The following is a 13,829-nucleotide window of genomic DNA, read 5'->3' as shown; positions in this document are numbered from 1 at the left end:
AGCGTGGACGGAAATGACTGACAGGTTGAGCGAGCTCAGCGCCACCGGGGTGGCGATCTGGCTCGACGATCTCTCGCGGACGCGGCTGACCACCGGTGGGCTCGACAAGCTGCGCCGGGAGAAGCACGTGGCCGGCGTGACCACCAACCCGACGATCTTCGCGAAGGCCCTGAGCGACGCCGACGAGTACAACTGGCAGCTGCGCGACCTCGCCGTCCGTGGTGTGGAGGTCGAGGAGGCCGTCCGCATGCTCACCACGTACGACGTGCGGTGGGCCTGCGACGTGATGCGCCCCTCGTACGACAAGAGCGCCGGCGTCGACGGCCGGGTCTCCATCGAGGTCGACCCGCGGCTCGCGCACGAGTCCGAGCGCACCGTCGCCGAGGCCAAGGCGCTGTGGTGGCTGATCGACCGGCCGAACCTCTTCATCAAGATTCCGGCGACCGAGGCCGGCATCCCGGCGATCACCGCGACCCTGGCCGAGGGCATCAGCGTCAACGTCACGCTGATCTTCGGTCTGGACCGCTACTCGCAGGTCATGGAGGCCTTCCTCGCCGGCTTGGAGCAGGCCAAGGCCAACGGCCACGACCTGTCCAAGATCGGCTCGGTGGCGTCCTTCTTCGTCTCCCGCGTCGACACCGAGGTCGACAAGCGGCTGGAGAAGATCGGCTCGGCCGAGGCGAAGTCGCTGCGCGGCAAGGCCGCGATCGCCAACGCCCAGCTGGCGTACGAGCGCTACAGCGAGGTCTTCTCCTCCGACCGCTGGAAGGCCCTCGCCGACGCGGGCGCCCACCCGCAGCGGCCGCTGTGGGCGTCCACCTCGACGAAGAACCCGGACTACCGGGACGTCGTGTACGTCGAACAGCTGATCGCCCCCGGCACCGTCAACACGATGCCGGAGTCGGTCATCCACGCCTACGCCGACCACGGCGAGACCCAGGCGGACACCGTGACCGGCGCGTACGACGCCGCCCGGAAGGTCTTCGACGAGCTGGCCGCGGCCGGTGTCGACATGGCCGACGTGATCGGTGTGCTGGAGCGCGAGGGCGTGGAGAAGTTCGAGGCGAGCTGGCTGGAGCTGCTCGACGGCGTCCGCAAGTCGCTGGAGTCCGCCGCGCAGGGCGCGGGTGCCCCCGGCAAGGCCGCCACGGGCAACGCGAAGGCCGCCCAGCAGGCGGGAGGCAACGCGTGAGCGAGCACAGCGGTGTGGCGCCTCGCGCCGCCACGCGGCGGAGCGGAGTGGTGGCGTGAGCGACCTTCTGAACGGCCCGGCGGAGACCGCCGCCGGGCTGACCGTCCACGGGGCGGACGCGGTCGACAAGGCCGCCCCGGCCTCGACCCGGGACGCGGTGGTCTCCGCCGGCGTCCCCGCGAAGCTGGCCGCGAAGGACCCGAGCCTGTGGGGCCCCGACGCCGAGGCCGAGGCGAAGATCCGTCTCGGCTGGGTGGACACCCACCAGCGCAGCCGGGAACTGCTCCCCCAGCTCGCCGAGCTGAAGGCGGAGCTGGGCGACCTCGACCACGTGGTGCTCGCCGGCATGGGCGGCTCCTCGCTGGCTCCCGAGGTGATCACCCGGACCCTCGGCAAGCCGCTGACCGTGCTGGACACCACCGACCCGGGCCAGGTCCGGGCCGCGCTGGGTGACCGGCTGGAGCGCACCGTCGTGGTGGTGGCGAGCAAGTCCGGTTCGACGGTGGAGACCGACAGCCACCGCCGGGCCTACTGGCAGGCGTTCCTGGACGCGGGCATGACCGAGGCGGAGGCCGGACGGCACTTCGTCATCGTCACCGACCCGGGTTCGCCGCTCGAGCAGACGGCCGCCGAGATGGGCGCGTTCACCGTGCTGGCCGACCCGAACGTGGGCGGTCGCTACTCGGCGCTGACCGCGTTCGGGCTGGTCCCGTCGGCGCTGGCCGGCGTCGAGGTGGTCGAGCTGCTCGACCAGGCCGACGCGCTCGCCGCGTCGCTGGGCGGCGACTCGGACAACCCGGCGCTCGCGTTGGGCGCCGCGCTCGGCGCCGCGGCGACGGTGGGCCGCGACAAGGTCGCCCTGGTCTCCGACGGCACCGGCATCGACGGGCTCGGCGACTGGGCCGAGCAGCTCATCGCCGAGTCCACCGGCAAGGCCGGGGTGGGCATCCTGCCCGTGGTGGTGGAGTCGCCGCAGAGCCCCGGCGCGAAGGGCGCCGACGTGCTGACCGTGAGCTACGGCGGCGCGCTCGCCGCCGGCGACGTGCCCGGCGGCGGTAGCGACCCGGACGTGGCGGTCAACGGTCCGCTCGGCGCGCAGTTCCTGGCCTGGGAGTACGCGACCGCGGTGGCCGGTGTGGTGCTCGGTATCGACCCGTTCAACCAGCCGAACGTCACCGAGTCCAAGGAGAACACCAACAAGATCCTCTCCTCGGGGCTGCCGGCGGAGTCGCCGTCGTTCACCGAGGGCGCGATCGAGGTGTACGCCCCCGCGGGCGCCCCGGGTGACCTGGTGGGCGTGCTGCGCTGGCTGCTCGACGGGCTGGGCGACGAGGGCTACCTCGCGGTGATGGCCTACCTCGACCGGTTCGCCGACGCCGACGCCGCCCGGCTGCGGCCGCTGCTGGCGGAGGCGGGCGGTCGGCCGGTCACCTTCGGCTGGGGGCCCCGCTTCCTGCACTCGACCGGTCAGTACCACAAGGGCGGCCCGCAGGTCGGCAGCTACCTTCAGCTGACCGGTGCGGTCGCCGATGATCTGCCGGTGCCCGGTAAGCCGTACTCGTTCGGGGAGCTTCAGGCGGCGCAGGCCGCCGGCGACCGGCAGGCGCTCGCCGGGCGGGACCGCCCGGTGCTGCGGCTGCACCTGACCGACCGGTCCGCAGGCGTGGCCCAGCTGCTCGATGCGGCCGGTGAGCTGCGGGCGTGAGGATGGACGACGTGGAACAAGCGGAGCGACGACGCGGCGCGAACCCGCTGCGCGACCCGCAGGACCGCCGGCTGCCGCGGATTCCCGAGCCGTGCGCGCTGGTGATCTTCGGGGTCACCGGCGACCTGGCCCGGAAGAAGCTGCTGCCGGCGGTCTACGACCTGGCCAACCGGGGGCTGCTGCCCCCGGGCTTCGTCGTGCTCGGCTTCGCCCGACGCGACTGGGGTGACGGCGACTTCGAGACCCTCGCGTGCGAGGCGGCGCGCAAACACGCCCGCACCCCCTGGCGGGACGAGGTGTGGGCGCGGCTGGCGGGCAACATCAAGTTCGTCGGTGGGTCGTTCGACGACGACGCGGCGTTCGACCACCTCGCCGAGACGTTGGACGAGCTGCGGGACACCCACGGGATCCCGGGCAATGCGGCCTTCTACTTCTCGATCCCGCCGGCGGCCTTCCCGGTCGTGCTCAAGCAGCTCGCCCGCACGGGCATGGCCGACAACGCGAAGTCCGGCGGCTGGCGTCGGGTCGTCGTGGAGAAGCCGTTCGGGCACGACCTGCCCTCGGCGAAGGCGTTGAACGATCTCGTCGACGACGTCTTCACCCGGCAGGACGTGTTCCGGATCGACCACTACCTGGGCAAGGAGACGGTTCAGAACATCCTCGCCCTGCGGTTCGCCAACAACCTGTTCGAGCCGCTGTGGAACTCGAAGTACGTCGACTCGGTGCAGATCACCATGGCCGAGGACGTCGGCATCGGCACCCGCGCCGGCTTCTACGACTCGGCGGGCGCGGCGCGCGACGTGCTCCAGAACCACCTCCTCCAGCTGCTCGCGCTGGTGGCGATGGAGGAGCCGACCAGCTTCGACCCGGACGAGATCCGCACCGAGAAGCTGAAGGTGCTCAAGGCGATCACCCTGCCCAAGGACGTCTCCGAGGGCACCGTCCGGGGCCAGTACCTGCCCGGCTGGGTGGGCGGCGAGCGCGCCGTCGGCTACCTCGACGAGGAGGGTGTGCCGCAGGACTCCACGACCGAGACGTACGTCGCGGTCCGGCTGGGCATCCAGAACCGGCGCTGGGCCGAGGTGCCGTTCTACATCCGGGCCGGCAAGCGGCTGCCCCGGCGGGTCACCGAGGTCGCCATCATGTTCAAGAAGGCGCCGCACCTGCCGTTCGACGACGCCGACGTGGAGGCGCTGGGCAACAACCAGTTGGTCATCCGGGTGCAGCCGGACGAGGGCGTGGTGCTCAAGTTCGGCTCCAAGGTGCCCGGCACCGCCATGGAGGTCCGCGACATCGCGATGGACTTCCAGTACGGCGAGGCGTTCACCGAGTCCAGCCCGGAGGCGTACGAGCGGCTGGTCCTGGACGTGCTGATCGGTGACCGCACCCTCTTCCCGGACGCCGCCGAGGTCGAGCAGAGCTGGCAGGTGGTGGACCCGCTGGAGCAGGCCTGGGCCGGCCAGAAGCCGGAGCCCTACCGGGCCGGCGAGTGGGGCCCCCGGGCCGCCGACGAGATGCTGGCCCGTCAGGGCCGGGCTTGGAGACGAGCATGATCGGCCTGTGGGACACCACCGGCAACGAGGTGGTCAAGGCGCTCGCCGCCGAGCGGCGCAGCGCGGGCGGGGTGGCCAGCGGCATGGCCCTCACGCTGATCGTCGTGGTGGACGAGAAGCGCGTACGCGAGGCGGAGGCGGCGGCGACCATCGCCTCCGCCGCCCACCCCTGCCGGCTGGTGGTGGTGGTCCGCTCCGACATCGAGCGGGACCGCAACCGCCTGGACGCCGAGATCGTGGTGGGTGGCCGCCTCGGGCCGGGCGAGGCGGTCGTCACCCGCATGTACGGCCGGCTGGCGCTGCACGCCGAGTCGGTCGTGATGCCGCTGCTGGTGCCGGACGTGCCCGTCGTCACCTGGTGGCACGGCGAGCCGCCCGCGGAGATCTCCACCGACTTCCTCGGGGTGGTGGCCGACCGCCGGATCACCGACGCGGCGCAGGCCGCCGACCCGATCGAGGCGCTGCGGCAGCGGGCCCGGGACTACGCGCCGGGCGACACCGACCTGGCGTGGACCCGCATCACCCCGTGGCGCACGCTGGTCGCCGGGGCGTTCGACACCACCGCCGCCAAGGTCACCGAGGCCACGGTGGTGGCGCCACGCACCGACCCGACCGCGGCGCTCATGCGCGGCTGGCTGAAGGCCCGCCTCGGCATCGATCCACGGTGGGAGCACACCGACGAGTTCCCCCGGATGCGGGAGGTGCAGCTGCGCTGCGCCAACGGCGACGCGCTGACGCTGACCCGCGACGACAGCCTGGCCACGTTCCGGCGGAGCGGCCAGGAGGACCGCACCCTGCCGCTGGTGCGCCGCCCGCTCGGCGACGAACTGGCCGAGGAGCTGCGTCGGCTCGACGCCGACCAGGTGTACGCGGAGGCGTTGGGCGCCGCGGCTGACCTGACCGGTCTGGAGCAGCGCCCGGCGACGCGGGTGCACGTCTGGAAGGACCCGGCCACCGCCCAGCGCGCCGAGGCGGGCGTCTCCGCCCACGCCGGCACCAGCGGCGACGGGTGAGCGTGGGTACGCGCACCGGCGCCTGCCCGGAAGAACAATCACCGGCCCGCCCGAGCGGGCCGCGAGGAATGAAAAAGGCACGACATGAGTGAGGCGAGTGTCGCCGTCCACGCCGACCCCGACCTGCTGGCACAGGCGGTGGCGGCCCGGTTGGTGGTGAAGCTGCTGGACGCCCAGGCCGACCGCGGCCAGGCGTCGGTGGTGTTGACCGGCGGGCGGATCGCGGCGGCCGTGTACCGGGCGGTGGCGCAGCTGCCGGCCCGCGACGCGGTCGACTGGTCCCGGGTCGACTTCTGGTGGGGTGACGAGCGGTTCCTGCCCTCCGGCGACCCGGACCGCAACGAGACCCAGGCCCGTGCGGCGCTGCTGGACTCGCTGCCGCTGGACCCGGCCCGGGTCCACGCGATGCCGGCCTCCGACGGGCCGGCCGGCGCCGACCCGGAGGAGGCGGCCGCCCGCTACGCGGCCGAGCTGGCCGCCGCGGCCCGACCGGGCACCGCGGAGCTGCCCCACTTCGACGTGCTCATGCTGGGCGTCGGGGAGGACGGGCACATCGCCTCGGTCTTCCCCGAGCACCCGGTGCACTACGAGAGCCGGCCGGTCAGCGCGGTGCGGGGCAGCCCCAAGCCGCCGCCGGTGCGGGTCACGTTGACCCTCCCGACGATCAACACCGCCGAGGAGGTGTGGCTGGTCGCCGCCGGGGCCGACAAGGCCCGCGCGGTGGGCCTGGCCCTGGCCGGCGCCGGGCCGGTGCAGCTGCCCGCAGCCGGGGCACGCGGCGTCAGCCGTACGCTCTGGCTGCTGGACCGGGCCGCGGCGGCCGACGTGCCCGCCCGGGCGCGCAGCCTGCGCTGAGCCCGCCGGCGGGCAGATCGCGACACGGAAAGAGTGGTCATCCCGGCGGGGGTGGCCACTCTTTCCGTTGCGGAGGGGCGAACGGTCAGCGCCCGCGACGGCGGCGCAGATCGGCGAGGGCTTCCGCGAGGATCGCCGCGCCCTCCTCGTCGGTGCGCCGCTCCTTCACGTACGCCAGGTGGCTCTTGTAGGGCTCGCTACGGGCCCGCCCGGGCGGGTTCTGGGCGTCCTGCCCGGCGGGAGAGCCGCAGCGCGGGCAGTCCCACAGCGGAGGTGGGGTGGCCTCCGCGGCGATGAGGATCTCGACCCGGTGGTCGTTGCGGCACCAGTAGGCGACCGCCTGACGGGGGGCCGGCTCGTAACGCTCGGGCGGACGTTCGGGACCTGATCCGACCCGGGCGCCCCGGATCACGTTGCCGTTGGGCACGGCTGTTCGCTCCTGTCGTCGGAGGGGACCGCCGTGGGGGTGGACGGCGGGCGACGCGGTGCGGTGAAAAGACCTGCGCGCGGCCCGTCGGGTGACGGACCGCGCGCAGATTGTACGACTCGGAAGGGTCGCTCAGGCGGTCATCTGGAGTCGGAGCCACAGCCCCAGACCGACGATGCAGGCGAACCAGACGACGCCCACCAGAACGGTGTAGCGGTCCAGGTTCTTCTCCGCCACCGACGAACCGGCGAGGCTGGAGCTGACTCCACCGCCGAACATGCTCGACAGGCCGCCACCCTTACCTCGGTGCAGCAGGATGAGCATGGTGAGCAGAATGCTCGTGATGATCAGCAACACGATCAGCGTGTATGCGAACCAGGTCGGCAGCATGGCTGGGGTCAGTCCTCTCGTAGCGATCCTCGCCCGGACAGGTCGGGCACGGCGGCACCGACCGGCGGACGGGCGGAGTCAAGGATAGCGAGCGATCAGCGGGCGATGTGCTCCGGGAACCGGCAGATCTGCGCGAACTCCTCGGCGTCCAGACTCGCCCCGCCGACCAACGCGCCGTCCACGTCCGGCTGCGCCATGATCGAGGCGACGTTCGACGCCTTGACCGAGCCGCCGTAGAGGATCCGGACCTGGTCAGCCGTGCCCTGGTCGTAGAGATCGGCCAGCCGCTCGCGGACCGCGCCGCACACCTCCTGCGCGTCCTCCGGCGTCGCCGTCTTGCCGGTGCCGATCGCCCAGACCGGCTCGTACGCGACCACGACCTTGGTGACCTGCTCCGCCGACACCCCCTTCAGGGCGCCGACGAGCTGGTCGGCGCAGTGCGCCACGTGGGTGCCCTGCTCCCGGATGTCCAGGCCCTCGCCCACACAGAGGATCGGCGTCAGCCCGTGCGTCAACGCCGCCTGCACCTTGGCGTTGACCACCGCGTCGTCCTCGTGGTGGTAGGCCCGCCGCTCGGAGTGCCCGACCACCACGTACGTGCAGCCGAGCTTGCTGAGCATCGGGCCGGCGATGTCACCGGTGTACGCGCCGGAGGCGTGCGGCGAGAGGTCCTGGGCGCCGTAGCCGATCAGCAGCTTGTCGCCGTCCACCGCGGTCTGCACGGTGCGCAGGTCGGTGAAGGGCGGCAGCACCACCGTCTCGACGTCGGTGAGCTGCTTCTCGGTGAGGCTGGCCGCCAGCTTCTGCACCAGCAGGTTCGCCTCGAGGTGGTTGAGGTTCATCTTCCAGTTGCCGGCCATCAGCGGCCGGCGGGTGGCGCTTCCCATCACTTCTCCAGGGCTGCGATGCCGGGGAGGGTCTTGCCCTCCAGGTATTCCAGCGACGCGCCGCCACCGGTGGAGATGTGGCTGAACGAGGACTCGTCCAGGCCCAGCGCCCGCACCGCGGCGGCCGAGTCACCGCCGCCGACGACGGTGAAGGCGCCGGAGCCGGCGATGGCCTCCGCCACACCCCGGGTGCCGTTGGCGAACGCCGGCATCTCGAACACGCCCATCGGCCCGTTCCAGAAGATCGTCCGCGCGCCGCCCGGCGCGCCGGCCCCCTCGGGGGCGGACGTCAGCGCGGCGGCGAACCCGGCGACGGTCTCCGGCCCGATGTCGAGCCCGACCCGCTTGCTCGGCATGCCGTCGGCGCGGACCACGTCGTGCGGGGAGTCGGGCGCGAAGGCGTCCGCCACCACCACGTCGACCGGGAGCATGATCTTGCCCGCGGACCGCTCCAGGAGGTTGCGGCAGGTCTCCACCATCTCCTCCTCCAGCAGCGAGCTGCCCACCTCGTGGCCCTGGGCCTTGAGGAAGGTGAAGCACATGCCGCCGCCGATGAGCAGCCGGTCGACCTTTGGCAGCAGGGCCTCGATCACCGCCAGCTTGTCGGAGACCTTCGAGCCGCCGAGCACCACCACGTACGGCCGCTCCGGCTCACCGGCGAGCGTGGAGAGCACCTCCACCTCGCGCAGCACCAGCCGACCCGCGAAGTGCGGCAGCCGCGCCGCGACGTCGTAGACGCTGGCGTGCTTGCGGTGCACCGCGCCGAAGGCGTCGTCCACGTACGCCGTACCGAACGCGGCGAGCTGGTCGGCGAAGGCCCCCCGCTCGGCCTCGTCCTTGCTGGTCTCCCCCGCGTTGAAGCGCAGGTTCTCCAGCAGCGCGACCTCGCCGTCGGCGAGCGCGTCCACGGTGGAACGCGCCGAGTCGCCGACGGTGTCGGTCGCGAAGCGCACGGTGGCGCCGAGCAGCTCACCCAGCCGGTCGGCGACCGGGCGCAGGCTGAACTGCGGGTCCGGCGCCCCCTTCGGGCGGCCCAGGTGCGAACAGACGACCACCTGGGCGCCGGCGCCGGTGAGGGCGCTCAACGTGGGCAGGACCGCGCGGATCCGGCCGTCGTCCGTGATCGCGCCGGACTGCTTGTCGAGCGGGACGTTCAGGTCGGCGCGCACCAGCACGCGCCGACCCGACACCCCCTCGGCGAGCAGGTCGTCGAGGGTACGGATGCTCACCGAGCAACCCCTTCGTTCGAGACAGCGGACCGTACGGTCACAGCGAGGAACCCACCAGCTTGACCAGGTCGACCAGGCGGTTCGAGTAGCCCCACTCGTTGTCGTACCAGCCGACGACCTTGACCTGGTTGCCGATCACCTTGGTCAGCGGCGCGTCGAAGATGCAGGACGCCGGGTCGGTGACGATGTCGGCCGACACGATCGGGTCCTCGTTGTAGACCAGGATGCCCTTGAGCGGGCCCTCCGCGGCGGCCTTCAGCGCGGCGTTGACCTCGTCCACGGTGGTCTCCCGGCCGACCTCGACGGTCAGGTCGGTGGCCGAGCCGGTCGGGATCGGCACCCGCAGCGCGTAGCCGTCGAGCTTGCCCTTGAGGTCCGGCAGCACCAGGCCGATGGCCTTCGCGGCACCCGTCGAGGTCGGCACGATGTTCAGCGCGGCGGCGCGGGCCCGGCGCAGGTCCTTGTGCGGCGCGTCCTGCAGGTTCTGGTCCTGCGTGTACGCGTGGATGGTGGTCATCAGACCCTTGGTGATGCCGAACGTGTCGTGCAGCACCTTCGCCATCGGAGCGAGGCAGTTGGTGGTGCAGGAGGCGTTCGAGATGATGTTGTGCTTGGCCGGGTCGTACTGGTCCTGGTTGACGCCCATGACGACCGTGACGTCCTCGTTCTTCGCCGGAGCGGAGATGATGACCTTCTTGGCCCCACCGTCGATGTGGGCCTTGGCCTTGGTGGCGTCGGTGAAGAAGCCGGTCGACTCGATGACGACGTCCGCGCCGACCTCGCCCCACGGCAGCGCCGCCGGGTCCTTCTCCGCGTACGCCTTGATGGTCTTGCCGCCCACGGTGATCTCGTCGGCGGTGGCCTTGACCTCGTGCGGGAGGCGACCCAGGATGCTGTCGTACTTGACGAGGTGGGCGAGCGTCCCGTTGTCGGTCAGGTCGTTGACCGCCACAACCTCGATGTCAGCACCGGACGCCAGGACTGCCCGGAAGAAGTTACGGCCGATCCGGCCGAAGCCGTTGATGCCAACCCGGATGGTCACAGGTCCCATCTCCTCGCGTTCTGGTCCGCCGGCCGCAGAACGTGACGCCGGCGGAGTGATGTGCGCCGACCGTTGGAGCCGGCCGTTGACGTTTCATCTCGGCCACCCCGCCGCGGTCTGAGAAGACCGGACCGCCCGAGGCGGTGAGCACGGCGAGGCGTGCCTGTGCCGGCCCCCTTGCCGTACGCAGCGACCTTATCCGAGCGCGGGGCAGCGCGCTGCGCCGGGTGGCGCTGAGCCCGCGCGGCCGGGACGCGGTGCTCCCCGGGCGCACGCGGCGCAGCGGCGTCGTGCCTGTCGGCTCGCCCGCCCCCGCTGACCCCCACCGTCCTATCAGACCACGAGCATGTCGGGCGTGACGGCCGCTTCCGTATCCGGGATGCCCAGGTCACGGGCCCGCTTGTCGGCCAGTGCCAGCAGCCGGCGGATCCGCCCGGCGATGGCGTCCTTGGTCAGCGGCGGGTCGGCGAGCGCGCCCAGCTCCTCCAGCGAGGCCTGGCGGTGCTCCAGCCGCAGCTGGCCGGCCGAGGTGAGGTGGTTGGGGGCGTCCTCGGCGAGGATCTCCAACGCCCGGGTGACCCGCGCGGCGGCGGCCACCGCGGCACGCGCCGAGCGACGCAGGTTGGCGTCGTCGAAGTTGGCCAGTCGGTTCGCGGTGGCCCGGACCTCCCGCCGGACCCGGCGCTCCTCCCAGGCCAGCACGCTGGAGTGCGCGCCGATGCGGGTCAGCAGCGCGGCGATCGCGTCGCCGTCCTTCACCACCACCCGGTCCACGCCACGGACCTCACGGTTCTTGGCGGTGATGCCGATCCGTCGGGCGGCACCCACCAGGGCCAGCGCCGACTCCGGGCCGGGGCAGGTGATCTCCAGCGCGCTGGAGCGGCCCGGCTCGGTCAGCGAGCCGTGGGCCATGAAGGCGCCCCGCCACGCCGACACCGCGCAGCAGACGTTCGCGGCCACCACGTGCGGCGGTAGGCCACGCACCGGCCTGCCCCGGACGTCGAGCAGCCCGGTCTGCCGGGCCAGCGCCTCCCCGTCCTTCACCACCCGGACGATGAAGTGGCTGCCCTTGCGCAGCCCGCCCGACGCGAGCACGTGAATCTCGCTCGGGTAGCCGTAGACCTCGGCGATCTCCCGCCGCAGTCGCCGGGCCACCGCCCCGGTGTCCAGCTCCGCCTCCACGACCACCCGGCCGGAGACGATGTGCAGCCCGCCGGCGAAGCGCAGCAGCGCCGCCATCTCCGCCCGCCGGCAGCAGGGCTTGGGCACGTCGACCCGACTCAGCTCGTCCTTGACCGCAGCCGTCATCGCCATTGTGCGTCCCCTCACGGACCGGTTCCGGCGTGTCGCCGGAGATTACGTACGTGTCTAACGATCGGCGCCCAGGACAGGCACCAGTGCGGCACCCAAGGCGGCCGGATCGTGGCGAGGAGTGCCGTCGGAGACGGCGACGGGGGCGAGGACCAGCCGGGCACCCAGCGATTCTGCCGCACGTTCGACCGGTTCGGGGTCACCCACCGCCTTGGCGTCCGCCAGGACGTGATCCACCTTCAGCTCCGGCAGGTACCAGCGCAGGGCGTCCAGGTGGTCGGCCACGGAGAGGCCGAGGGTCTCCTTCTCCGCGGCGAGGTTCAGGGTCACCAGCCGGCGCGCCGGGCTCGACACGATCGCGTCGGCCAGCTGAGGCACCAGCAGGTGCGGTAGCACGCTCGTGTACCAGCTGCCCGGACCGAAGATCAACCAGTCGGCCGCGCCGATCGCCGCCACCGCCTCCGGGCACGCCTCCGGGGCGTCCGGGGTAAGCCGCAGCGACTCGACCCGGCCCGTCGTCACCGCGACCTGGTGCTGGCCGGAGACCGTACGCACCTCGTCGGGGCGGTCCGGGTCGGCGCCGCGGACCCGCGCCTCGATCCCCACCGGCTGGCAGGACATCGGCAGCACCCGGCCCACCGCGCCGAGCATCGCCCCGGCGTGCTCCAGCGCGGCCACCGGGTCGCCGAGCAGCTCCATGAGCCCGCAGAGCACCAGGTTGCCCACCGCGTGCCCGGCCAGCCCGTCCCCGCGAGCGTCCGAACGGTCCACGTCAGGGCCGGCGGTGCCGGCGTTGGTGTTGCGGGCGGCGTTCGGGCCGGCGGTGTCCCGGCGGGTCGGGCCCGCCGGCGCCTCCGCGAAGCGGTGCTGGAAAAGCCCGGCGCTGCGGCGGGTCGCCGGGTGGTCGCCGGCCAGCGCGACCAGCGCCTGCCGCAGGTCACCCGGAGGCAGGCCACCCCGCTCGGCCCGCAGCCGACCGCTGGAGCCGCCGTCGTCGCCGACGGTGACCACGGCGGTGATGTCCAGGTCCAGCTCCGGGGCGCAGCGGCGCAGCGCCCGCAACGAGGCGGAGAGGCCGTGGCCGCCGCCGAACGCCACCACCCGCGTCGTCGTCATTCCCGCCCCAGGTCGCGGTGCTGGGCGTTCGCGGCCAGCCCCGACTGGCGCAGCCGGGCGGCGAGCTCCTCGGCGATCGCCACACTCCGGTGCTTACCGCCGGTGCAGCCGACCGCCACCGTCAGGTAGCGCTTGCCCTCCCGCTCGAAGCCGGTGGTGGTGGCGTTGACCAGATCGGCGTACGAGGCGACGAACGTGTCGGCGCCCTCCTGCCCCAGCACGTACGCGCTGACCGCCTCCTCCCGCCCGGTGTGCTCGCGCAACTCCGGCACCCAGTACGGGTTGGGCAGGAACCGGGCGTCCAGCACGAAGTCGGCGTCCGGGGGGAGGCCGTACTTGAAGCCGAACGAGAGGACGGTGACCCGCAGACGTCGCGCGTCCTCGCCCCCGAAGAGCTCCTCGATGCGCCGGCGAAGCTGGTTGACGTTGAGGTGGCTGGTGTCGATGATCACGTCGGCCTGGTCGCGGGCCTCCTCCAGCAGGCCGCGCTCGACTGCGATGCCGTCGGCGAGCCGCCCCTCACCCTGCAACGGGTGGGAGCGCCGGACGCTCTCGAACCGGCGGATCAGCACCTCGTCGTCGGCGTCGACGAAGACCACCCGGGGCGAGAAGCCGCGCTCCTTCAACTCCCGGATCGCACCCGCCAGATCGGTGGAGAACGCCCGCGACCGGACGTCGAGCACCATCGCCGTACGCCGGGCCGCGCCACCGGCCTTGACCGCCAGCTCGGCCATGTCGAGCATGAGCGCCTGCGGAAGGTTGTCGACCACGTAGTAGCCGACGTTCTCCAGGGCCCGGGCGACCGTGCTGCGCCCACCGCCGGACAGGCCGGTGACCACCACGAGTGTGGTGTCCGACTCCGCCGACGCCGGCTGCCCCGAGCCGGGCTCCGTCGAGGTGTCGTGCCGCCCCTCGGCTGTGCGCGCCTCGCTCACCGAACACCCCCAAGCCACGGTGCCGCGGCCACCGCCGGCCGCAAACGGTCAAACAGCGACTCTATCCCGCCCATTCCGCACCGCCTCCCCACCGCCCCCGCGCGCCGAGCACCACCCTCGCTCTGTCGGTGGAGGCGGGGACGGAGACCCGAGGGTGGGCGCGCGGTGGTCGGG

At 72.7% G+C, this 13,829-nt stretch carries 13 protein-coding genes; 5 read left to right on the top strand and 8 right to left on the bottom strand.

Features of this window, described 5'->3' with window-relative positions; all coding sequences use genetic code 11:
- Positions 1-13 precede the first annotated feature (13 nt).
- From tal to pgl, 5 genes are all read left to right on the top strand, one after another.
- Entirely contained in the window at positions 14-1,192 is a 1,179-nt protein-coding gene (gene tal, locus ACIBTV_RS09100) for a transaldolase (protein WP_396703473.1), read from the top strand.
- Between the two features lie 55 nt (positions 1,193-1,247).
- Positions 1,248-2,897 carry a glucose-6-phosphate isomerase gene (locus ACIBTV_RS09095; protein ID WP_396703472.1) on the top strand — a complete coding sequence of 550 codons (1,650 nt, stop codon included), beginning with the start codon at positions 1,248-1,250 and terminating at the stop codon, positions 2,895-2,897.
- Positions 2,898-2,899: 2 nt separating this feature from the next.
- On the top strand, positions 2,900-4,450 hold the full coding sequence (gene zwf, locus ACIBTV_RS09090; protein ID WP_396703514.1) for a glucose-6-phosphate dehydrogenase: 1,551 nt from the start codon (positions 2,900-2,902) through the stop codon (positions 4,448-4,450).
- A complete protein-coding gene (locus ACIBTV_RS09085) occupies positions 4,447-5,463 on the top strand; it encodes a glucose-6-phosphate dehydrogenase assembly protein OpcA (protein ID WP_396703471.1) in 1,017 nt (338 codons plus the stop codon). Before zwf ends, ACIBTV_RS09085 begins: the two co-directional genes overlap by 4 nt.
- 84 nt (positions 5,464-5,547) lie before the next feature.
- Positions 5,548-6,318 carry a 6-phosphogluconolactonase gene (gene pgl, locus ACIBTV_RS09080; RefSeq protein WP_396703470.1) on the top strand — a complete coding sequence of 257 codons (771 nt, stop codon included), beginning with the start codon at positions 5,548-5,550 and terminating at the stop codon, positions 6,316-6,318.
- A gap of 85 nt (positions 6,319-6,403) precedes the next feature.
- On the opposite strand, the gene ACIBTV_RS09075 is transcribed toward pgl, so the two are convergent.
- The 8 genes from ACIBTV_RS09075 to rapZ all read right to left on the bottom strand — a co-directional run bounded on the left by ACIBTV_RS09075 (position 6,404) and on the right by rapZ (position 13,562).
- Positions 6,404-6,745 carry an RNA polymerase-binding protein RbpA gene (locus tag ACIBTV_RS09075; RefSeq protein ID WP_396703469.1) on the bottom strand — a complete coding sequence of 114 codons (342 nt, stop codon included), beginning with the start codon at positions 6,743-6,745 and terminating at the stop codon, positions 6,404-6,406.
- Between the two features lie 132 nt (positions 6,746-6,877).
- Complete coding sequence (gene secG / locus ACIBTV_RS09070) at positions 6,878-7,132, bottom strand: preprotein translocase subunit SecG (protein WP_396703513.1); 255 nt, start codon at positions 7,130-7,132, stop codon at positions 6,878-6,880.
- A 98-nt stretch (positions 7,133-7,230) separates the two neighbouring features.
- The gene (gene tpiA / locus ACIBTV_RS09065; RefSeq protein ID WP_396703468.1) at positions 7,231-8,022 is read right to left on the bottom strand and encodes a triose-phosphate isomerase; all 792 of its coding nucleotides are present in this window, start codon (positions 8,020-8,022) and stop codon (positions 7,231-7,233) included.
- Positions 8,022-9,251, bottom strand: a complete 1,230-nt coding sequence (locus ACIBTV_RS09060; RefSeq protein WP_396703467.1) for a phosphoglycerate kinase — start codon at positions 9,249-9,251, stop codon at positions 8,022-8,024. Before ACIBTV_RS09060 ends, tpiA begins: the two co-directional genes overlap by 1 nt.
- Positions 9,252-9,288: 37 nt before the next feature.
- Complete coding sequence (gene gap, locus ACIBTV_RS09055; RefSeq protein ID WP_091597039.1) at positions 9,289-10,293, bottom strand: type I glyceraldehyde-3-phosphate dehydrogenase; 1,005 nt, start codon at positions 10,291-10,293, stop codon at positions 9,289-9,291.
- Between the two features lie 333 nt (positions 10,294-10,626).
- The gene (gene whiA, locus ACIBTV_RS09050) at positions 10,627-11,607 is read right to left on the bottom strand and encodes a DNA-binding protein WhiA (protein ID WP_091597037.1); all 981 of its coding nucleotides are present in this window, start codon (positions 11,605-11,607) and stop codon (positions 10,627-10,629) included.
- Between the two features lie 54 nt (positions 11,608-11,661).
- Positions 11,662-12,720: a 2-phospho-L-lactate transferase CofD family protein gene (locus ACIBTV_RS09045; protein WP_396703466.1), complete on the bottom strand. Its 1,059-nt coding sequence runs from the start codon at positions 12,718-12,720 to the stop codon at positions 11,662-11,664.
- A complete protein-coding gene (rapZ, locus tag ACIBTV_RS09040; protein WP_396703512.1) occupies positions 12,717-13,562 on the bottom strand; it encodes an RNase adapter RapZ in 846 nt (281 codons plus the stop codon). The genes ACIBTV_RS09045 and rapZ overlap by 4 nt, the downstream gene beginning before the upstream one ends.
- Positions 13,563-13,829 lie beyond the last annotated feature (267 nt).

The organism is Micromonospora sp. NPDC049366 (assembly GCF_044466625.1).
In the GTDB taxonomy this organism is placed as follows: Bacteria; Actinomycetota; Actinomycetes; order Mycobacteriales; family Micromonosporaceae; genus Micromonospora.
Note: the sequence above shows the minus strand (reverse complement) of the source record. Positions and strands in the feature narration are given on the sequence as shown.